General features: G+C 74.0%; 15 protein-coding genes and 1 pseudogene. 7 read left to right on the top strand and 9 right to left on the bottom strand.

The genetic code is table 11. From position 1 onward, the window contains the following. The first annotated feature begins 44 nt into the window (after positions 1-44). Positions 45-587: a TetR/AcrR family transcriptional regulator gene (locus HD595_RS32355; RefSeq protein WP_253775657.1), complete on the top strand. Its 543-nt coding sequence runs from the start codon at positions 45-47 to the stop codon at positions 585-587. A gap of 69 nt (positions 588-656) precedes the next feature. Here HD595_RS32355 and HD595_RS32360 read toward each other — a convergent pair whose 3' ends face one another. The 3 genes from HD595_RS32360 to HD595_RS32370 form a co-directional block, all read right to left on the bottom strand. Continuing rightward, on the bottom strand, positions 657-1,496 hold the full coding sequence (locus tag HD595_RS32360) for an alpha/beta fold hydrolase (RefSeq protein ID WP_253775659.1): 840 nt from the start codon (positions 1,494-1,496) through the stop codon (positions 657-659). Between the two features lie 80 nt (positions 1,497-1,576). Beyond that, positions 1,577-3,205, bottom strand: a complete 1,629-nt coding sequence (locus HD595_RS32365) for a wax ester/triacylglycerol synthase domain-containing protein (protein WP_253775661.1) — start codon at positions 3,203-3,205, stop codon at positions 1,577-1,579. A gap of 142 nt (positions 3,206-3,347) precedes the next feature. Next, positions 3,348-4,394, bottom strand: coding sequence for a sulfite oxidase (locus HD595_RS32370; RefSeq protein ID WP_253775663.1), 1,047 nt, complete (start codon positions 4,392-4,394; stop codon positions 3,348-3,350). Positions 4,395-4,523: 129 nt separating this feature from the next. Here HD595_RS32370 and HD595_RS32375 point away from each other — a divergent pair, with 129 nt between their 5' ends. Next, the gene (locus HD595_RS32375; RefSeq protein WP_253775665.1) at positions 4,524-4,733 is read left to right on the top strand and encodes a hypothetical protein; all 210 of its coding nucleotides are present in this window, start codon (positions 4,524-4,526) and stop codon (positions 4,731-4,733) included. A gap of 29 nt (positions 4,734-4,762) precedes the next feature. Here the strand turns inward: HD595_RS32375 and HD595_RS32380 are convergent, their stop codons facing one another. After that, positions 4,763-5,320: a TetR/AcrR family transcriptional regulator gene (locus HD595_RS32380; RefSeq protein ID WP_253775667.1), complete on the bottom strand. Its 558-nt coding sequence runs from the start codon at positions 5,318-5,320 to the stop codon at positions 4,763-4,765. Positions 5,321-5,407: 87 nt separating this feature from the next. On the opposite strand from HD595_RS32380, the gene HD595_RS32385 reads away from it, so the two are divergent. The 3 genes from HD595_RS32385 to HD595_RS32395 all read left to right on the top strand — a co-directional run bounded on the left by HD595_RS32385 (position 5,408) and on the right by HD595_RS32395 (position 8,321). Then, positions 5,408-6,289 (top strand): NmrA/HSCARG family protein, encoded by an 882-nt coding sequence (locus HD595_RS32385; RefSeq protein WP_253775669.1) that lies wholly within the window; start codon positions 5,408-5,410, stop codon positions 6,287-6,289. A 147-nt stretch (positions 6,290-6,436) separates the two neighbouring features. Then, the gene (locus HD595_RS32390) at positions 6,437-7,270 is read left to right on the top strand and encodes an alpha/beta fold hydrolase (protein WP_253775671.1); all 834 of its coding nucleotides are present in this window, start codon (positions 6,437-6,439) and stop codon (positions 7,268-7,270) included. A gap of 73 nt (positions 7,271-7,343) precedes the next feature. Continuing rightward, positions 7,344-8,321 carry a phosphotransferase family protein gene (locus HD595_RS32395; protein WP_253775673.1) on the top strand — a complete coding sequence of 326 codons (978 nt, stop codon included), beginning with the start codon at positions 7,344-7,346 and terminating at the stop codon, positions 8,319-8,321. Between the two features lie 117 nt (positions 8,322-8,438). On the opposite strand, the gene HD595_RS32400 is transcribed toward HD595_RS32395, so the two are convergent. The 3 genes from HD595_RS32400 to polX all read right to left on the bottom strand — a co-directional run bounded on the left by HD595_RS32400 (position 8,439) and on the right by polX (position 13,353). After that, positions 8,439-10,184 carry an FAD-dependent monooxygenase gene (locus HD595_RS32400; protein WP_253775675.1) on the bottom strand — a complete coding sequence of 582 codons (1,746 nt, stop codon included), beginning with the start codon at positions 10,182-10,184 and terminating at the stop codon, positions 8,439-8,441. A gap of 366 nt (positions 10,185-10,550) precedes the next feature. Further along, the gene (locus HD595_RS32405) at positions 10,551-11,513 is read right to left on the bottom strand and encodes an MBL fold metallo-hydrolase (RefSeq protein WP_253775677.1); all 963 of its coding nucleotides are present in this window, start codon (positions 11,511-11,513) and stop codon (positions 10,551-10,553) included. 157 nt (positions 11,514-11,670) lie between these two features. Further along, positions 11,671-13,353, bottom strand: a complete 1,683-nt coding sequence (gene polX, locus HD595_RS32410; RefSeq protein WP_253775679.1) for a DNA polymerase/3'-5' exonuclease PolX — start codon at positions 13,351-13,353, stop codon at positions 11,671-11,673. Between the two features lie 240 nt (positions 13,354-13,593). On the opposite strand from polX, the gene HD595_RS32415 reads away from it, so the two are divergent. After that, a complete protein-coding gene (locus HD595_RS32415) occupies positions 13,594-14,859 on the top strand; it encodes a serine hydrolase domain-containing protein (protein WP_253781391.1) in 1,266 nt (421 codons plus the stop codon). Positions 14,860-16,314: 1,455 nt separating this feature from the next. On the opposite strand, the pseudogene HD595_RS47110 reads toward HD595_RS32415, so the two are convergent. Then, a pseudogene (locus tag HD595_RS47110) lies at positions 16,315-18,189 on the bottom strand (ATP-binding protein); the annotation flags it as partial. 75 nt (positions 18,190-18,264) lie between these two features. Continuing rightward, positions 18,265-19,233, bottom strand: a complete 969-nt coding sequence (locus HD595_RS32425) for an aldo/keto reductase (protein ID WP_253775681.1) — start codon at positions 19,231-19,233, stop codon at positions 18,265-18,267. 193 nt (positions 19,234-19,426) lie between these two features. Between HD595_RS32425 and HD595_RS32430 the strand changes: the two genes are divergently transcribed. Continuing rightward, entirely contained in the window at positions 19,427-20,599 is a 1,173-nt protein-coding gene (locus HD595_RS32430; protein ID WP_253775683.1) for a sensor histidine kinase, read from the top strand. Positions 20,600-20,710 lie beyond the last annotated feature (111 nt).

Below are 20,710 nucleotides of genomic sequence, written 5' to 3' on the forward strand. Positions count from 1 at the left end.
CGGGATGGCGGGCCGGAACCGGCGGAGGCTAAGGTTCGGCTGTGGTGAACGGTGACGCGCGGACGCGCATCCTGGACGCGGCGGAGGAGCTGTTCGCCGGAGGCGGCTACGAGGCCACTCCCACCTCCGTCATCGCCCGGCTGGCCCAGGTGCCGAAGGGGCTCGTCTTCCACTACTTCCCGCGCAAGATCGACGTGCTCGTCGCCCTCGTCGACGAGCGGACGCTCGTGGAGGAGGGCCGTGACGTCGACGCCGTCCCCGGCGATCCGGCCGGCACGCTGTCCCGGCTGGCGCGGGGGCTGCCGCTGCGGGCCTCACCGGCGATGCGCCGGATCCTGTTCCGCGAGGCCGACACCCACGGGTCCGTACGCGACCGGCTCGGCCGCCTCAACGGGGAGCTGATCCGGCGCGCCCGCTTCGCCCTGGAGCTGGCGCTGCCGGGGGCGCGGGGCGACGCCGCGCGACTGGAGGTGGCGGCGGCCACGTTCGCCGCCGTCCTGCTCTACCAGGAGACCCTCTGCCAGCTCACCGGCCACCAGCTCGACCCCGACGCCGTCGCCGAGCTCATCGCCCACTCCCTCGCGTAGCGGCTCGCCCACCCGGCGGCCTCCCTCGCCCTGCGGCCGGTGATCGGCCGGCGGCCGGCGGGCGGCCGGTCAGGCGCGGAGGAAGGTCAGGATGGGTTCGGTCTGGCCGAAGATCAGGTGTCCCACCCCGGGCAGGAGCCGCACGGTCGCCTGGGGGACGCACCGGCGGACGCGCTCGGCGGTCCCGGCGGAGTCGATCATGGCGTCACGGTCGCCGACCGTCACCAGCATCGGCATGGTCAGACGGCGAAGCGCCTCGTCGGTGAACGTGGGCAGGCGCGCCGTGCGCGGCTTGAACTGCGTGAAGGTCAGGACCAGGTCGTCGAGGACGGATGCGTCCCGCACCTTCTCCAGGCCCGCGACCGTCCGCGCCGACCGGCGTACGCCCCGGCGCCCGAACACGCTGAGCAGGACGGCCTTGAGGAGCCAGGCCGACCTGGTTCTGCCCACGCCGCCTGGGCACAGCAGAGCCAGGCGCGTCACCCGGTCGGGCCGGCGGATGGCGTAGTCCAGGGCCATCCAGCCGCCGAGGGAGACGCCGACGACCGGGGCGGCGGTGATGCCGAGGGCGTCCAGCACCTCGTCCAGCCACAGGGCGTAGGCGTCGGAGTCGAGGGGCGGGCGGGAGGGCGCGCTCAGGCCGGGTTCGCCGATGAGATCGACGGCGTGGACGCGGAAGTGCCGCGACCAGGAGGCGACGTCGCTCCGCCACATCATGGCGTTGCCCCCCGAGCCGTGCAGCAGGACCACGGGGGAGGCGTTTTCAGGGCCGGAGGCGACGACGAAGGTCTCGCCCTGACGGGTGGGGACGTGGATGTGGTCGGCGGGAACCGGCCAGGTGCGCAGTCCCTCCCGGTAGCGGCGCCGGATCTCACTCGCGCCTGCGGGGGACTTGTAGATCGTGCTCATGCGAGCATGCCGTTGTCGTACACCTCTTTACCCTAACACTCCCTATGAGAGGGAAGCTAAGGGTATTTCGGGGAGTGAGCTCACGCGCGGTCGAGGTTCAGCAGCTCGTCGAGCGCGGTGCGCAGGTGGCCGAGCAGCTCCCACACGTCGTCCACCCGCTCGGGGCAGGCGACGACGCCGAAGTCGAGCATGCCGTCGTACGAGAAGCACGTGATGTTGAGCCCGCCGCCCACGTCGCTCACCACCGACAGCGGGTAGTACGACAGCACCCGCCCGCCGCACAGGTACAGCGGGAACTGCGGGCCCGGCACGTTGCTGACGATGATGTTGACCGGCGGGAAGGCCACCGACGCCAGCCGGAAGAGCGCCGGCGTGGCCAGGGCCGTGACCGGGACGGGCAGCACCGAGCACAGGTCCTCCAGCCAGGAGGCCGGCGCCTGGGCGAACCTGCGCTTGGCCGCGCGCATCGCCGCCCCCGTGGCGCGCAGGCGTTCGCGGGAGCCGGCCACGTTCGTGGGGAGCGGGGCCACCATCGCGGAGATGCGGTTGCCCACGCCCTCACGCGCGCCGCCCGCGCGCACGGCGACGGGGACGGCGGCGACCAGCGGCTCCTCGGGCAGCGCGTCCCGCTCGACCAGCCACGCCCGCAGGGCCGAGGCGCACAGCGTCATGACGACGTCGTTGACGCTGATGCCGTTCGCCTTGGCCACGCTCTTGACGTCCTTGAGCGGCACCGAGCCGAACGACACGCGCCGCTCGGCGCTGACCGGGCCGTTGAACGGGGTGCGCGGGGCGGCCAGCCGCGGCACCTCGGGACGCTCGTGCCGGTCGCCGCTGACGAGCCTGGCCGTACGGGCGATCAGGCCGGCGCCGGGCAGCGTGGAGACCAGCGGGATGGCGTCGAGGTCGGCGGCGGCGCGGACCACGGAGCGCAGCGCGAGGAGGGGCTGCGTGGCGTTCCGCACGGCTGCCCCGGCGAGCATCCGCACCAGCCCGGGCTCGTCGTCGGAGTTCTGCGCGGCGCTCGTGGTGTGGGTCTCGGCGGAGGCGGCACTCGCCTCGGCGGCGACGGCGTCCGCCCTGGCGGCGACGGCGCTCGCCTCGGCGGTGATGGCGTTCGCCCCTGTGGCGGCGGCGCTCGCGTCGGTGGAGCCGGCGGTCCGGCCGCGCGGTCCGGCGGGGGCGCGCAGGGGGACGACCGTGGCCCCGGCTCGGGACGCGGGCGCGCGGCGGTCGCCCGGCGCGAGGTCGAGCAGGGCGGCGAGCGTCTCCGCCCCGGTGACGCCGTCGATGGCCGCGTGGTGCACCTTCGTGTAGACCGCGACCAGGCCGCCCGCCAGCCCGCGGATGAGGTGCATCTCCCACAGCGGGTGCGCCCGGTCGAGCCGCCGGGCGTGGATCCGCGCCACCTCCTCGGCGAGCCGCCGCTGGTCGCCCGGCTCCGGCAGCACGGTCTCGAACAGGTGGTTCCCGATGTCGAACGCGGGATCCGCCGCCCAGTACGGAAGGTCGAGGCCGAACGGCACCGTGACGAGCCGGAGGCTGAGAGCGGGCGACAGGTGGGCGCGTTCGAGCAGCAGAGCCGCCAGCGCGTCACGGGTGACCGCGCCGTCCGCCGGGTCGAGGATCGCCAGCCCGGCCACGTGCGCGGTGGTGGTCGCGGACTCGACGTTGAGGAACTGCGCGTCGAGTGCGGTCAGCTGGCGCATCTCATCTCCTCATGGTCTCGTGCGGTCAGCATCACACGGACCGATTTCGGATGGGTTTCCGCGCGAGTCTTTCAGATGAATTCACCGTACCCGGCCGGGTGAATGGGGAATGCGCAGCTCACCCGGGTTCCGTGACATTTTCCTATCCGCTGACAACGTGAATGGGATGGCGCACGACGGCGTCGAAGTGGTAGCCGAAGGGGTGACGGGGAGTGATCAGCGGCTGCGTCGCCCCGGTCTCGTCGGTCGCGCGGGCCATGAGGACGTGCCGCCCGGGGGTGCGGGGCGCCCACTGGATGTGCCACGGCAACCAGGCTCCGACCAGGCGACGGCCGTGGTGCTCGGCCTGGCGCCAGGTGCGCCCGCCGTCGAGGCTCACCTCCACGCGGGTGATCCGGCCGCGTCCCGACCATGACCGACCGTGCAGGACGTGCGGGACGCCGAGGGGCAGCGCGGCGTCCCAGGCGAGCTCGAAAGCGCTCTTGACCGGCTGGGTGGTGATATCGGGGTAAAAAAGGGTGTTCCAGGGGGTGAAGATCTCCTTGGTGGCCACCTCAAGATCGCCGAGCCATTTGATCGACGCTATTCCCGCCCACCCCGGAACCACGAGCCGCGCCGGAAATCCATGATCGGGCGGAAGCGGCTCGCCGTTCATCTCGTAGGCGACGATCACGTCGTCCATGGCCTTGCCGGCGGGCAGCGGCCGGCGTACCCGGCCGTGGTCCTCGAACGGCGCGTCGAGGCCGCGCGCCACCACGTCCACCGCGTCGGGCCGCACGCCGGCCTGCCGCAGCAGGTACGACAACGGGACGCCCCGCCAGCGCGCCACGCCGATCGCGCCGAGCCCCCACTGCGCCCCGGGGACCGGTTCGTGCTGCTGGATGTCGTAGAGGCTCCGGCCGTTCCCGGCGCACTCGATCGCGGTGTCGATGGTCCGCGCGGGCATGGCCAGCAGTTGCGGGTACGTGTACGAGCCGGGACATCGCACGCCGGGGCCGTGGATCCGCAGCCGCCAGGTGGCGGCGTCGATGAGCGGGGTAGAAGTGTGGTTGCGCACGAAGAAGCGGTCGTTGGGGGTGTGGTAGCCGACGCCGGCCATGGCTTCCCAGCGCATCTCGGCGTTGCCGTCGTGCAGGCGGAACAGGTGGTCCGGGAGGGGCTTGACGATCGTGGTCACGGCCTGCTTCACGGGGCACCACCTCCGCTGTCTTTATTTCCTACTGGGAAACCATGTAATCACAGTCGGCGTTCCCGTTCCATGTGCCGTTCCGCAAGGAATCCCCAGCCGTTCCGCGAGTAACCGTCAAGGACGCCTGCCGTGAGGGGTGGTCGGGAGGCGGCGCGGCGCGGCCGGGACGTCAGCCGGTCGCGGGACGGCGTGGCCGGGGCGTCGGCCGGTCTCGCGCCGGTCGCGGCGGGACGTCAGCCGGTCGGGCCGGTCAGGGCGGGGCGCCGGCCCGCCCAGCCGGTCGTGGTGAGGGGCCGTCCGGCCGGTCGTGGTGAGGTGCCGTCCGGCCGATCGTGGTGAGGGGCCGTCCGGCCGGTCGTGGCGAGGTGTCAGCCGGCCAGGCCCGTCATGGCGAGGTGCAGCAGGCGCCGCGCCATCTCCGGCCGCCCCGGCGACTGCTCGCCCGCCCACGCCGTGCCCGCCGCCAGCGCCAGCAGCTCCTCGACCGTCACGTCCGCCCGTACGGCCCCCTCGGCCTGGGCCTTCTCGAGGAGGCGGGCGCCCGCCTCGCGCATCGCCGCGCAGGAGGCGTGCAGCTCCGACCCCTCGTCCCGCAGCGCCGTCATGACCGACTCCGGCAGCCCCCGGTACGTCGCCGACCCGGCCGCCACCTCCTCCAGCCAGGTGAGCAGCGCCTCGCGCGGCGACGGCTCGGCGAGCAGCCCGGAGGCGCGCCGCCCGAGCGCGTCGAAGCGCTCGCGCATGAGCGCCTGCAGCAGCGCCTCGCGCGTGGGGAAGTGCCGGTAGAGCGTGCCGATCCCGACGCCGGCGCGGCGGGCGATGTCGCGCAGTGACGCCTCGGTGCCGTGTTCGGCGAAGGCCGCGCGGGCGGCGGCGAGGAGCTGGTCGTGGTTGTGGCGGGCGTCCGCGCGTAGCGCCTCGGGCACGGCAGGACTCTCCTTCGCGGTTGACAATCGGAGCAGTGCTCCGTATGTTCCGGAGCATCGCTCCGAATAATCTACCAAGGAGAGACGATGACCGAACGGACCGTGCTCGTCACCGGTGCCACCGGCCAGCAGGGCGGCGCCACCGCCCGCGCGCTGCTGACCGCGGGCTGGCACGTCAGGGCTCTGGTACGCGACCCGGGCGCCCCGGCCGCCCGACGGCTGGCGGAGGCGGGCGCCGAGATCGTGCCCGGCGACATGGGCGACCGCGACTCGCTGGCGGAGGCGGTGCGCGGCGCCCACGGGGTGTTCAGCGTGCAGCCGGCCGCGGGGCCGCCGCACGGCGTCGCGGAGGAGGTGCGGCTCGGCGTCAACGTGGCCGACGCCGCGCACGCGGCCGGCGTGCGGCACCTCGTCTACGCCTCCGTCGGCGGCGCCGACCGCGACTCCGGGATCTCGCACTGGAACACCAAGTGGGAGATCGAGCAGCACATCCGCGCGCTGGGCGTGCCCGCCACGATCCTGCGTCCCGTCATGTTCATGGAGAACCACGCCCGGCCGCACTACGGCGTGACCGGCGACGCGGCCCTCGTCCGCGTCATCCCGCCCAGGGCGACGGTCCAGCTCATCGCCGTCACGGACATCGGCGCGTTCGCCGCGCTCGCCTTCGCCGACCCGGACCGGTACGTGGGGAAGGCGCTGGAACTGGCGGGCGACGAGCTGTCCCGCGACGCGCTGGTGGCCGCCATCGGCCGCGCCACGGGCCGTCCTGTCGACGTCGAGCCCATCCCGGCCGAGCGGCGCGCGGCTCTCGGGCTCGGTGCGGCCGACATGGAGGCGGTGGACTCGTTCGGGGGGTGGCGGGCCGACATCCCGGCGCTGCGGGCGCTGCACCCGGGGCTCATGGACTTCGAGACGTGGCTGGAGCGTGAGGGCAAGGCCCAGTTCGACGCCCTGTTCGCGGCATCCTGACCCGGCCGCCGGGATCCTCGGGAAGCCCATCATGGCCGCCGCACTGATACATCAAGCAAGATGCATCATTCTTGATGTATCAAAATAGATGTGTCATGATCGAGGTCATCGGGGCGGCGCACCGCCCCCGGCCCGAGAGGACATCCCATGGACACCGCCGTCACGACGGGCACGCTGCGCGTGCCGGGCGCCACCCTCTACTACGAGGTCCAGGGCTCCGGCCCGCTGCTGCTGATCTCCCAGAGCGGGGAGGGCGACGCCCGGCGCAGCGCCGACCTGGTCGACCGGCTGGTCGCCGACCACACCGTCGTCACCTACGACCGCCGCGGCCTGTCCCGCAGCACGCTGGACGACCCCGACCAGGGCGTGACCATCGCCGAGCACGCCGACGACGTGCACCGCCTCCTGGCGCAGCTCACGGACCAGCCGGCGCTCATGCTCGGCTGCAGCCTCGGCGCCTCGATCGGCCTGCACCTGGCCGTCGACCACCCCGACCAGATCAGCCTGCTCGTCGCCCACGAGCCCGTCACGCCCCGGCTCCTCCCAGCCGATCAGCGCGCCCACCACGAACGCGAGCTGGAGCAGATCCAGGACGTCTACCGGCGCGAGGGCCTGCCCGCCGCGTTCAAACTGATCGCCGAGGTGCTGGGCATCGACCCCGCCCACCCGGACGCCGAGCCCGGCGTCACCCCGCAGCCGCTGACCCCCCAGCGGGTGGCCAACTTCCGCTTCTTCATCGAGCGCGACTTCACCGCCGTCATCCGCGACACCCTCGACGTCGCCGCGCTCAAGAACACCGGCACGCGCGTCGTCCCCGTGACCGGCCGCACCACTCCGCGCGGCGTCTTCGACCACAAGTGCGCCGCCGCGCTGGCCGGCCTGTTCGGCACGGAGCTCCGCGAGTTCCCCGGCGGCCACAACGGCAACACCACCCACCCCAGCGCGTACGCGGCCACCCTGCGCGCGGTCCTCGCGAGCTGACGCCGGGCCCCCCCGGATTGCGAGCTGTCGGCGGCTTGGGCAGCATGGTCGATCACCCCGACGAAAGGCGATCATGGCCCGCTCGTTCCTGCAGCCTGACGACGTGCGCGACCTGGTGGCGGAACAGTTCGGCACCGGCCGGCGGCTGACCGCGCTGGACCGGCTGACCGGCGGCACCAAGAAGGGCGTCTACCGGCTCCGTCTGGACGACGGGACGACCGTGATCCTCTACGTCTGGGCAAGCGGCGAGAACTACTGGCCGCCCTCGCCGGCCGTCCCGGACGACCCGTTCACCGACGCCTCGGGCGCGGAGCTGTACGCCGTCAGCCAGTCGGTCCTCGCCGCCGCGGGCGTGCGGACCCCACGGCTGCTGGCTCTCGACCGCGGTGGCCGCCACCTCGACGCCGACGTCGCCTTGGTCGAGGACGTCGGCGCGGTGACGCTCGAGGCGTTGATGGAGCACGACCCGGCCGCGGCCGCCGAGCCGCTGTCGATGCTCGGTGACGCCCTGCGACGCATGCACACCACGCTCGGCCCGGAATACGGCAAGCTCGTCGCTGTCACCCGCGGCGAGGCGTCCCGGACCCGACGCGCCGAGGACGTCGTCGTGGACCGGGCGCTCGGCCACCTCGACGCCGTGGCGACCCGCGACGCCCGGCTGGGCGCGGCGTATGACCGGATCGCCGGACACGTCCACCGGCTCCGTGGCGCGGTCACGGCACGCGAGCGATACGCGCTGGTGCACGGCGAGCTCGGACCGGACCACGTACTCGTCACGCCCGCGGGCGAACCCGTCGTGATCGACGTCGAGGGCCTGACGTACTTCGACGTCGAGTGGGAGCACGCCTGGCTCCAGATGCGCTTCGGCGCCGCGTACCCGGCGCTGCGTCCGGTCGATCTCGACCCGCACCGGTTGGAGCTCTACCGGTACGCGCAGGTGCTCTCGCTGATCGAGGGCCCGCTGCGGATCGCGGACACCGACTTCCCCGACCGGCAGTGGATGCTGGACCTGGCCGAATGGAACATCACCAAGGTGCTCGCCGTCGCCTGACGACCGCGAACAGGTCCACCCCGCTGCCCGCCGTCTCGCGGCTGAGGCCGGCCCGGATCCCGCGCTGAGATCCGACCGCGCCCGGCGCTGACAGGAGCGACTGATCCAACGGATCGGCTAGGAAGGGTGGCCGAGGGAGCGGCGGGCGGTCCGTGCCAGGGTGGCCGGGTCCGGGACGGTGAGGACGGCGGCGATGTGGGCGTCGGGCCGGACCAGCCACACCTCGCCCGGCCTGGCCTCCAGCGCCTTGCGCACGTCTCCGGCCGGGTCGATCTCCTCCACCGCCACCACCGTGACCGGCGCCCGCACCGCGTCCCGCGCCGCCGCCGTGAGCGTCTCGCGGTCGCAGCCCTCGGTGAGCAGGACGAGCAGCCCGTCGCGGCAGAGCTGCCGCAACCTGGTCACCTCCGGCCGTCCCGGGACGGAGATCGGCGCGTCGGGCACGATGACGCCGGGCACCGGGGCCGGCGACTCTCCTCGGGGTGGGCGCCCGGTGAAGGCGCGTCCGGGCGCGGGGGTGGTCAGCGGCGAGTCGAGATACCAGAACGGCTCCGCGAACCGCCCCGAGTCCACCGCCGCCACCGCGCCCCCGTCCCCACCGGCGTCCGGACGCCGTTCAGTGTCACGCCGGCCGGCGTCGCGCCCGTCCACGTGGTGCCGGTCCGCGTGGCGCCCGTCCGCGTGGTGCCGGTCCTCGTCGCGCCCGTCTCCGTCGTGCCCCTCCTCGCCGCTGCCCGGGCGGGCCCGGGCGGCGCGTTCGAGGATCTCGCGGCGGCGGGCCCGGCCCTCCTCCGTGCGCGGCGCCAGGAAACGCATCGTCGCCCCTGTCACCTCAAGGTTCTCCAGCGCCGCCGCCCGCCGTTCCAGCTCGTACGTCTCCAGCAGCTCCTCCGGCGCCCACCCGTGCCGGACGAACGCGACCTTCCAAGCGGCGTTCTCCGCGTCCGGCACCCCCGAGTTGAGCCCCCGGGCCCCGAACGGCGCCACCAGGTGCGCGCAGTCGCCCGCCAGCAGCACCCGGCCGACCCGCATCCGCCCCGCCACCCGCGCGTGGAAGCGGTACACGGTCCGCCACAGCAGCTCGTACGGCCGTTCGCCCACGATCATCCGGATCCGCCGGTCGAGCCCGCCCGACGCCTCCTCGGCCGCGAGGTCGAAATCCGGCGGCACCTGCCAGTCGATGCGGTACGTCGAGCCGGGGCACGGGTGGATGAGCACCTGACGGCCGGGGTTCCACGCGGGGTCGAAGTGGAAGCGCCGCTCCCGCTCCCAGCCGGGCAGGTCGGCCCGGACGTCGCAGATCAGGAACCGCTCGTCGAACGTCTCCCCGTCGAACGACACCCCCAGCGCGTCCCGGACGGCGCCGCCGTGGGCGCCCGCGCAGACGATCGCGTGCGAGCCCCGCACCTCGGCGCCGTCCGCGCACCGCACCGTGACGCCGCCCGCGTCCTCGGTGAACGCGACCGCCTCGTGTCCCCACCGCACGTCGATGAGCGGCGTCGCGGCGATCCGCTCGTCCAGCAGTTCCTCGGTACGCGCCTGCGAGATGTTCACGAACGGCGGCAGCGGCGAGCGGCCCGGGTCGAAGCTCCACGCGAACAGCTCGCGGCCGCGGTAGTAGGTGCGCGCGGTGGTCCAGGTCAGCCCCTCGGCGGTGATGTCCGCGCAGCCGGCCGCCTCCCACACGTCGAGCACGTCCCGCTGCTGGCAGATCGACCTCGACCCGGCGGGGACGCGGCCACGCTGCCGGTCGAGGACCACGACGGGCAGCCCCCAGCGAGCCAGCAGCAGCGCCGCCGTCTGCCCCACCGGCCCGGCCCCGACCACGACGACGGGCAGCGACGCAGCCTCCCCTTCCGACATGACCCCGATCGGCGTCGCTCCCGCTCCCGGCGCCGACCTCGCGCCCGCACGGGGCGTCGCTCCCGCTTCTGATACCGACCTCGCGCCCGCCTGGGGCGTCGCTCCCGCTTCTGGCGCCGACCTCGCGCCCGCACGGGGCGTCGCCCCCGCCTCCGCCTTCGTCTTCGCCGCGTCCGGCTTCATCCCCACCCCTGCCTTCGCCGCTCCCACGGTGTGTCCGGGGTCTCGGTCACCTCCGAACCGGCTGCAGCCACCTCCGCCACCGGACGCCTCCGAAGCTTCGGGGATCCGCGCCCGACCCCGGCGACGCCGTCGTGGGGCGTGGGGCGCGTCGTCGGGGAGCGGCTCGTCGTCCGGCATGACCGCTCAGCCCTGGAGGAGGTCCCAGACCTCGCGGTCGCGGGCCGCCGTCCAGATGCGCGGCCGTTCGACACCGGACAGCTCGTCCCACAGCCGCGAGACGTCGAACGGCAGACAGTGCTCGAAGATCGGCCACCCGCCGAACCGGGGCGCGAGCCGCTCGTGCACCGCCTCGAACGCCTGCTTGAGCGTGCCGCCCGCGTCGCGCACCGCACCCACCTCCCGGATCATGACCTCCAGGAACATCCGCGTCTGCGCGATGGCCGCGTCCACCGCCTCCCGCCCGCGGGCGACCGCGCCGCGGCCGCCGACCAGCGTCTCGGCCCCGAGCTCCGCGATGCGGTCGAGCGTGCCGGCGGCCCAGTCGCGGTGGAAGGCGTCGCCGGTGTAGAGGGCGGCCTGGGACTCCACCAGGTCGCCGGCGAACAGGATGCGCCGCTCCGGCAGCCAGGCCACCAGGTCGCCCTCGGTGTGGCCGCGCCCGCAGTGCCAGAGCACCAGGTCGCCGCGCCCGCCGCCGAGGTCGATCGTGAGCCGGTCGGAGAAGGTCAGCGTCGGCCACGTCAGGCCCGGGATGCTGTCCGGCTCCTTGAACAGGCGCGGCATCCGCCCGAACTCCGACTCCCAGTCCTCCCGGCCGCGCTCGGCGATCAGCTCCCGCGTCTTGTCGTGCGCCACGACGACGTCGGCGTCGAACGCGCTCGCGCCCAGCACCCGTACGGCGTGGTAGTGCGACAGCACGAGGTAGCGCACCGGCTTGCGGGTGTGCTCGCGCAGCCGGGCCAGCCATTCGCGCGCCGCCACCGGCGTGGCCAGCGCCTCGAAGCAGACGAGGAAGTCCTCGCCCTCGATCGCGCCGGCGTTGGGATCGCCCTCGGCGGTGAACGCGTACACGCCGTCCGCGAGCACGTCCAGGGTCTGCCGCTGGTCGGCCAGGTCGGCCGACGAGGCGAACGCCTTCGCCGTCATGCGCCCTCCCGATGCCGGGGGATCGACAGGACCGGCTCGCCCCCGCGGGGAAGAGCCGGGTCGTCTTCACCTTACGCCGCGACGCGCCGTGAACCCGGGAGCCTGGGGAGCTCGGGGAGCTCGGGGAGCTCGGGGAGCCCGGCGGGCCCGGCGGGTGTCAGGGCCGCAGGAACGCCCGCAGCCGTTCCAGCGGCCAGGTGTTGACCACGTCGTCGGTGGTGAGCCAGGCCCGTTGCGCGATGCCGACGCCGTAGCGCTGGTGAGCCAGGTGGGGGATCGCGTGGGAGTCGCTGTCGATGGAGAACTTCACGCCGTGGTGCTTGGCCAGCCGCACCAGGTCGGCCGGCAGGTCGGAACGGTCGGGATAGGAGTCGATCTCCATGACCGTGCCCGTGCGGGCGGCGGCGCGGAACACGGCGTCCCAGTCGGCGTCGACCGGGTCGCGCTTGCCGATCTTGCGGGTGGTCGGGTGCCCGATGATGTCGACGTACGGGTTCTCGCAGGCGGCGATGAAGCGGCGGGTCATCTCGTCGCGCGGCATGCCGAAGTGGGAGTGGACGGAGGCCACGCACACGTCGAACTCGCGCAGCACCTCAGCGGGCCAGTCGACCGAGCCGTCGGGCGCGATGTTGAGCTCGGTGCCGTGCAGCAGCCGCATGCCCGGATGGCGCTCCTGGAGCTTGGCCAGCCGCTCGCGCTGCTCCAGGGCCTTGTCCAGCGTCATGCGCTGCATGGCCAGGTCGGGCGCGTGGTCGGTGACCGCGTAGTAGGAGTAGCCGCGCGCCTCGGCGGCGGCCACCATGTCCTCCAGCGAGGCGATGCCGTCGGTCAGGTCGGTGTGGGTGTGCAGGTCGCCCCGCAGGTCCTCCAGGCGCACCGGCTCGGGCAGCTCGCCGCGCAGCGCCGCGCGCACCTCGCCGCCGTCCTCGCGCATGGGCGGCGGGACGTACTGCATGCCGAGCGCGGCGTAGATGTCCTCCTCGGTCTCGGCGGCGATCACCCGCTCGCCCTCGAACAGGCCGTACTCCGACAGCTTCCAGCCCTTCTTGACCGCCAGCTCGCGGACCGCGACGTTGTGCTCCTTGGAGCCCGTGAAGTACTGCAGGGCGGCGCCCCACGAGGCCGCGGGCACCACCCGCAGGTCGACCTGGACGCCTGAGGTGGTGCGGATCGACGTCTTCTTGTCGCCGGCGGCGATCACCTCCGCGACGTACGGCTGCGCCCGGAACGACTCCATGATCGACTCGGGCGCCACGGCGAGGATGTCGATGTCGCCGATCGTGTCCTTCATGCGGCGCAGCGACCCGGCGTAGGCGATCCGCTCGGCCGTCAACGACGCCATCACCTGCTCGGCCAGCGACATGGCGACGCCGATGTGGACCCGGCGACCGGCCTGTTCGAGCTGCTGGACGCCCTTGGCGAGGTTGGCCAGGGTCTTGGCGCCGAGGCCCTTGACGCCGTCGAGCCGGCCCGCCGCGATCGCCTCGCCCAGCGCGCCGGGGGAGTCGATGCCGAAGTCCTCGAACAGCATGATCGCGGTCTTCGGGCCCAGCGACGGCACCCGCGTCAGCCGCAGCACGCCCTCGGGGACCCGGCCGCGCAGGTCGTCGAGCTGCCGGAAGCTCCCGCGCTGGAGGAACTCCTCCATCTTCTTCGCGATCGCCTCGCCCACGCCCGGGACGGAGCGCACGTCGACGGCCGAGATGTCCTCGGGGAAGCCGGCGATGGCCTTGGCGGCCTTCTGGTAACTGCGCACCCGGAAGGCGTCGCCGCCCGTCAGCGCGAACAGCTCGGCGTACTCCTGCAGCGCAGCCGCCGCTTCCTCGTTAGCACGTGCCATGGCCAAAGCTTAGAAGCCGCCACCGACACTTCCCGCCCCGCCCGCGCGGGAGCCGCCGGGCGGCTGGGAGTGCGCTGGGTGCCTGCTGTGAGCGGTCTGTGAGCGAGGGGCTTGAGGGTGGGGACGTCCGCGTCACCTACCACCCGGAGGAACGGGTCAATGTCGCCACGTGTACTACTTTTTGCTGATCGTGTTCTTCCGGATCGTGCGGTGCGGCCGCGCGGGGCGCGCATGGTCGTCATGGTTGCGGCGGTGGCTGCCGTCGGCCTGGCGGTGACGGCCGGTGCGTCCGCCGCCGGCGAGCAGCGCACCGAGCAGCGCACCGAGCAGCGCATCGAACAGAGCGCCGACCTGCGCGCCGACCTGCGCGCCGAGCAGCGTGCTGAGCTGCGGCGGCTGGCGCGCGAGCTGGTGGACGCCGGGGCGCCCGGCGTGATCGTACGGGTGGACGACGGCCGCGGCACGCCGGTCGAGATCGCCGAACAGGCCCCCTGGACCAGGCCGGACCACCTGCTCAAGGCGGGCGACGAGTACCGGATGGGGTCCAACACCAAGACCATGATGGCCACGCTCGCGCTGCGACTGGTCGCCGAGGGCAGGCTCGCCCTGACCGACCCGGTGGAGAAGTGGCTGCCGGGCAAGGTCCCCGGCGGTGCGGCGATCACGTTGCGCATGCTGCTCAACCACACCAGCGGCCTGTACGACTACACCGAGGACCCCGCGATCCGGCCGTCGTTCCTCGGCGCGGACCGCCGGCGATGGACCTCGGCGCGGCTGCTCGCCCTGGGCGTGAAGCACGCTCCGCTGTTCCCGCCGGGGACGCGATGGTCGTACAGCAACACCAACTACGCCGCGGTCGGCGCCGTCCTGGAGCAGGCCACCGGGACGAGCCTGGCCGACCTGGTCCGGGACCGGATCGCCCGGCCGCTCGGCCTCCAGCACACCTACTACGCCACCGGCCCCGCCTGGCGCGGCCCCTACGCCCGCGGCTACGAACCGGACGCCGCCCACATGCCGCCGCGCGTGCCGGCCGCGTTCCGGAACGTCGCGGGGCCGCGCCATCACGGGCACGTGGACGTCTCCGGCAACGACCCCGGGTGGGGTGGTGCGGCGGGGGCGGTGGTGTCCACGGCGGGGGACTGGTCGCGCTTCTCCCGGGCGCTGATGTCCGGCCGGCTGCTGCCCGCCGCCCAGCTCGCGCAGCTGCGCACCACCGTGCCGGTGGACCCGGAGCGGCCGGACGGGCCCGGATACGGGCTCGGCGTCCAGACCGCCATTCATCCGTGCGGCACGTTCTGGGGGCACGACGGCGGCATGCCCGGCTACCTCACCGCCAACCTCACCGACCGCACCGGCGGCCGGACGGCGAGCGTTCTCGTGACGACGGAGTTCTGGTCCGAGTTCGGGGCCGACCCGAAGATCGCCAAGGCTGCCGGGGCGCTGCAGACCGCCGCGATCTGCGCCATGTTCGGCAAGCCCGCACCGACCGCGGCTCACTTCAGGTGACCGGTGCGGTGGGCTCCGGGGACGGTGATGGTCGCGGACACCAGGGCTTCGGCCTCGGCCCGCGACATCGCCGCACCCGCGGCCCGCGCGGACGCGAAGCCGGCGGCGCCGAGGGCGTCGGTGGCCCGTTGCGCGATCACGAGCGCGTCGGCGTCGCCGGGGTCGTCCCAGCCTCGCAGCGCGCCGGCGGCCCCGAGCAGTCGTCCCGCCTGCTCCGCCCGCCCACGGGCCAGCTCGGTCGCGGCGGCCGCGACCGCTACCGAGGCCGCGACCGGCGTGTGCCAGGTGAGCGTCAGGCGCACCGCCGGGTGGTCGAGCCGGCGCAGCGCCTCGTCCGGTGAGCCGTCGGCGGCGTCCGCATGGGCGAGCACGCTCAGCAGCAACGCGGTCAGGTGCGGGGTGGACCGGCCGGGTGACGCCTCGGTCAGGCCGGTCCGGGGCGTGTTCGCGGGCCGCGCCCGGCCGCCCGGCCCGCCACTCCAGCCGTGCCAGGCCGAGCCGGACCTGGACCAGCGACTCCGCCGACCCGGTCCGCCCGGCCTGGTCGAGCAGGTCCGACAGCCGTCGCCGCCCGCCGTCCACGTCTCCTGCTCGGGCCAGGTGCAGGGCGGCCGCCACCTCGTTCTCCATCGTGTGCTCGGCCATGCCGAGCTCCTGGAAACAGCGGGTGGCCCGCTCGGCCGGCTCGGGCGCGCCTCTACCGGGTTCACCCGACCGCAGCAGCGCCGACTGCAGGGTGCTCAGCGTGGTCGCCAGGCCCCATCGTTCGCCCACCTCCTCGAAGCCGGTCAGCGCCCGCCTCAGCACGTGTGTCGCCTCGGCGGCGTGCCCGGTGTTCATGGCCAGCACGCCTTGGAGCAGCAACGACAGCGACCGGCTCCACGTATCGGCCGACCCGTCCGGCGAGCCGAACGCGTGCGGGTGGGGCGACTCCTCCTGGGAGTCGAGGACGTTCTGTTCGGCTCGATCGCGGCCCGCGCCTATGGCGAGCGCCAACCGGGCCATCTCCACCACGGGATGGCTGCCGGGAACCGCGTGGTCCAGCGCCTCCCGGATGCGGTCGAAGGCCGCTCGCGCCTCCTCCGGACGGCTGATGACCTCGGTCGTGGCGAGGGCGTGCGCGGCGAGCACCAGCGCGCGTGACCGCGGTTCGGACGGACCGCGTACCTGGAGAATCCGGCCGAGCAGGTCCAGCGACTCCGGCGGGTGGTCCCGCAGGAACCAGAACCAGCACAGCGCGGCCCCGAAGCGGACCGCCAGGCCCGCGTCGCCGGACTCGACCGTCCAGCGGATCGCGGCCGACAGGTTGTCCCGTTCCGCGGACAGGCGGGCCAGCCAGCGCAGTTGGTCTGACGTGCGCAGGTGCGGGTCGGCGGTCTCGGCCAGCCGTAGGAAGAACCTGGCGTGCCGCGCGCGTACGGCGTCGACCTCGTCGCGCTGGGCCAGCCGTGCGAGGCCGTACTCCCGGATGGTCTCCAGCATGCGGTAGCGCGGCTCTACCGGGTCGGCGGGCTCCACCGGGTGCAACAGGGACTTGTCGGCCAGCGCCGCCAGCAGCTCCCGGACGTCTCCCGGTCTGCTGGTCGCCTCCGTCGCGGGTGCGGTGCAGCCGTCCCATCCGCCGATCGCCGCCGCCGCGTCCTCCGTGAAGCCGCCGGGTACGACCGACAGCCGTTCCAGCAGCATCCGATCCTCGCCGTCGAGCAGGTCCCAGCTCCAGGACACCGCCGCGTCCAGGGTCCTGTGCCGTGGCAGCGCGGTGCGGCTGCCGCCGGTGAGCAGCCGGAACCGGTCGTCCAGCCGGGCCGCGACCGCCTCGACCGGCAGGGTGCGCAGGCGCGCCGCGGCCAGTTCGATCGCCAGCGGCAGGCCGTCCAGGCGGCGGCAGATCTCCACCGCCGCCGCGAGCGCGGTGCCCTCCAGCGCGAAGTCCGGTCGCACCGCGGCGGCCCGGTCACGAAACAGCCGGACCGCCGCGGCCCGCTCGGCCGTCGCCCCCGGTTCGGGCAGCTCCAGCGGGAGCACCGGGTGCAGGGTCTCGCCGTCGATCCGCAGCGGCTCCCGGCTGGTGGCCAGCACACGGAGGCGCGGGCAGCGGCCGAGCAGGGCCGCGGCGAGCCTCGCGGCGGCCTCGATCACGTGCTCGCAGTTGTCCAGCACCAGCACCAGCTCGTCGTCCGCGAGCGTCTCGGCCAGGTGGTCCACGGCCGCCCCGGGGGTGACGGGCCGCGCGGGGACGCCGTGCTCGCGCGCCCGTAACAGGTCGAGCACCACGCGGGGCACGTCCTCGGCGCCGGCCGGTGCCAGCGGGACGAACCACACCCCGCCGGACGGCGTCAGCCGCCGGCAGACGGCGCCGGCCAGCCGGGTCTTGCCCGCTCCCGCGGGCCCGACCAGCGTGACCAGCCGGACCCGGCCGAGCAGGCCGGTCACGCGGCGGACGTCGTCGTCGCGGCCGACGAAGCTGGTGAGCGGGACGTCCAGGTTGCCGTGCGTGCGGCGGGGGAGCCGGGGGCGTTCGCGGAGCTCGCCGCGCAGCACCGCCAGGTGGGCCTCCTGGAGCCGCGGTCCGGGGTCGCTGCCGAAGCTGTCCGCCAGCAGGCCGCGGATCCGCTCGTACGCGGCCAGCGCCTCGGCGCCGCGCCCGTTCAGCGCCAGGGCTCGGACGAGCTGGGCGTGCAGCCGTTCGCGCAACGGGTGCGCGGCGGCCAGGGACTCCAGCTCGGCCACCAGGTCGGGGTCGGCGCCCAGCGCGAGGTCGGCCTCGACCCGGTCCTCCAGGGCGGACAGGCGGGCCCGTTCGAGCCGTTCGGCGTCGGCGGCGGCGAAGGGCGCCTCGCGCACGTCCGCGAGGGCCGGTCCGCGCCACAGGCCCAGGGCCTCGCGCAGGGTGGCGGCGGCCTCCGCGGGCCGGGACAGGGCGAGCGCGCGCCGGCCCGCGCGGGCCAGCCGCTCGAATCGGACGGCGTCCACCGCCTCCGGCTCGACGGCCAGCCGGTATCCGGCCGGGCCCGAGGTGAGCAGCCCGGGGTCGCCCAGAACGCCCCGCAGCCGGGACGCCAGCGACTGCAACGCGTGCAGGTGGCCGGCCGGCTCGGTCTCACCCCACAGCGCTTCCACCAGGGTCGCCGGCTGGACGGACCGCCCGGCGTCGAGCGCCAGGCGGGCCAGCAACGCCCGCAGCCGCGCGCCGCCGACCCGCGCAGGGCCGGCGGCGGCAGCAGTGGCACTGGCAGCGGCGCTGGCGCTGGAGGTTTCCAGCGTCAGGGGACCGAGGATGCCGACCCGCACCCGTCCGCCGTCGCCGCCCGGCCCGCTCGCGTCCGTCATGGCCCCGGAGTCTGTCAGACGCCGTTGCCGGCTCGGCGGCGGGCGCGCGTCACCACCAGGGACCGTCACAAGCCGTCAGAAGCGGACCTCGCGCGGCCGGTACGGCTCGCCGAGCGCGGCGAGCTCCTCCTCCGAGAGGCGCACGTCCACCGCCGCGACGGCGTCGTCCACGTGCCGGTCCTTCGTCGCGCCCACGATCGGCGCCGTGATCGCCGGCTGCTGGAGCACCCACGCCAGCGCGACCTGCGCCGGAGGAAGGTCGCGTTCCTTGGCGATCCGCGCCACCCGGTCGATGATCAGCTGGTCGTTGTCGGGCTCGTAGAGGAAGCCGATGCGCGGGTCCGAGCCGGCCCGCGCGGTGGCGGCGTCCTGGCCGGCGCGGGCCAGCACGCCGCGCGCCAGCGGGCTCCACGGGATGACGCCCACGCCCTGGTCCTGGCAGAGCGGCAGCATCTCCCGCTCCTCCTCGCGGTAGAGCAGGTTGTAGTGCGGCTGCATCGACACGAACCTGGTCCAGCCGTTGACCTCGGCGACGTGCTGCGCCTTGGCGAACTGCCACGCCCACATGGTGGACGCGCCGATGTAGCGGACCTTCCCGGCCCTGACCACGTCGTGCAGCGCCTCCATCGTCTCCTCGATGGGCGTCTCGTCGTCCCAGCGGTGGATCTGGTACAGGTCCACGTAGTCGGTGCCGAGCCGGCGCAGCGACGCGTCGATCGAGGCGTGGATGTGCTTGCGCGACAGGCCGCGGTCGTTGCGTCCCTTGCCCATGGGGAAGTAGACCTTGGTCGCGAGCACGTAGTCCTCGCGGCTGGGGAAGATCTTGCGCAGGAGGTTGCCGGTCACCACCTCGCTCGCGCCGGCGCTGTAGACGTCGGCGGTGTCGTAGAACGTCACGCCCGCGTCGGCCGCGCGGCGGACGAGCGGCTCCGCCTGCTCCTCGGGGAGCGTCCACTCCATCTTGGCCGGATCGCCGAAGCTCATCATGCCGAGGCAGATCCGGGACACCTTCAGTCCGGTTGAGCCGAGTCGGGTGTATTCCATGCGCTCAACCCTATGACGGACATGTTTCTGCAGAATTGCGGCCCCGTGGTGTCCGAACCAGGCCATGTTCTTTACAGGCGCCGATCAATCGGGTCGATTAGAGAGAGGGGCGGACCGGGCGTCAGGCGGGGGGCGGGTGTACGGCACAGGGAACGGGTTCGCGTCCCGGTTGCGCTCGGCGGTCGTCACTCCCATGTCCCCGTTGGTGCTGGGCCGGGTCGTGCTGACGGCGGGGCTGGCGGGCGTGACCGCGCCGGTCCAGGCCGCGCTCTCGGCGGGCGGGTTCGCGGCGGGGAGGCTCCCGGCGGGAGAGGCGGTGGCGGGCGGGCCGGGATGGGCGCTCGCCGGGGCGGCGGCGCTGCTGGCGCTGCTGGCCGTGCACGCGCGGTTCCTGCTCGGGGTGCTGGCGCGCCGCGAGGGCGGGTGGTGGCTGGTCGGGGCGCAGGCGTGGCTGACGTACCTGCCGATGCCGTGGTACGGCGCGGCGTGGACGCCGGTGTGCGGGCTGCTGTCGGGCGCGCTGCTCGTCGTCGCGTACCGGATCCGGTCGTCGGCGCTGGTGGCGCTCGCGGTGGCGTGCGGCCCGGTGCTGCTGTGGGCGCCGCCGGGCGCCCTGGACCACACCGGCTGGGCGGTGGCGGCGCCGGCGCTGGGGCTGGCCGAGTACGCCGTGGTGACGCTCGCGGCGCGGGCGCACTGGCTGGCCGGCGCGCGCAACGACGTCATCGAACGGGCGGTCGCGCTGGAGCGCCGCCGGTTCACCCGCGACCTGCACGACCTGGTGGGACACCGGCTGGCGGTCCTGGTGCTGAAGGCGCAGCTCGTGGAGCGGCTGGTGCGGGAGGGCGATCCCAAGGCGCGGACGGAGGCGGGGGAGACGCTGGAGCTGCTGCGCGTCCTCGCCTCGGACGTGCGCGCCGTCGCCCACGGCGCGGGGCACGCGTCGCTGGAGAGCGAGCTGGCGTCGGCGCGCGCCCTGCTGGAGTCGGTGGGGGTGCGCTGTGACGTACGGGTGTCGTGCCGTGAGATGCCGGGGGAGGTGTCCGAGGCGCTCGTGCACGTGCTGCGCGAGGGGGTGACGAACATCCTGCGGCACGCGGCGGCGCGGCGGTGCGTGATCAGGCTGGACGAGCAGGACCGGCTGATCCGGCTGTCGATGAGGAACGACGGCGTCCGCCCGGGACGGCGCCGGGACGGCGACGGCGGGCACGTTCGCCGGGACGGCGACGATGGGCACGGGTTGATGAATCTCACGGAGCGGGTCGCGCTGCTCGGCGGGTGGCTGGAGACGGAGACCAGAGGCGGTGAATTCGCTTTCTCGGCTTTCGTTCCGCGGGCCCATCGTGACCGTTTAACCAGCGTTTGATGAGGAACGCACATATGTAATTATATTTCACACAATTTAGCGGTTTAACGTGTTACTAGCCGCAAACCCACCCGGAGCGCCAATCTTTACTCCAGACCGCACCGGGAGGGG

This window comes from Nonomuraea roseoviolacea subsp. carminata (genome assembly GCF_024172185.1).
GTDB classification, from domain to species: Bacteria; Actinomycetota; Actinomycetes; order Streptosporangiales; family Streptosporangiaceae; genus Nonomuraea; species Nonomuraea roseoviolacea.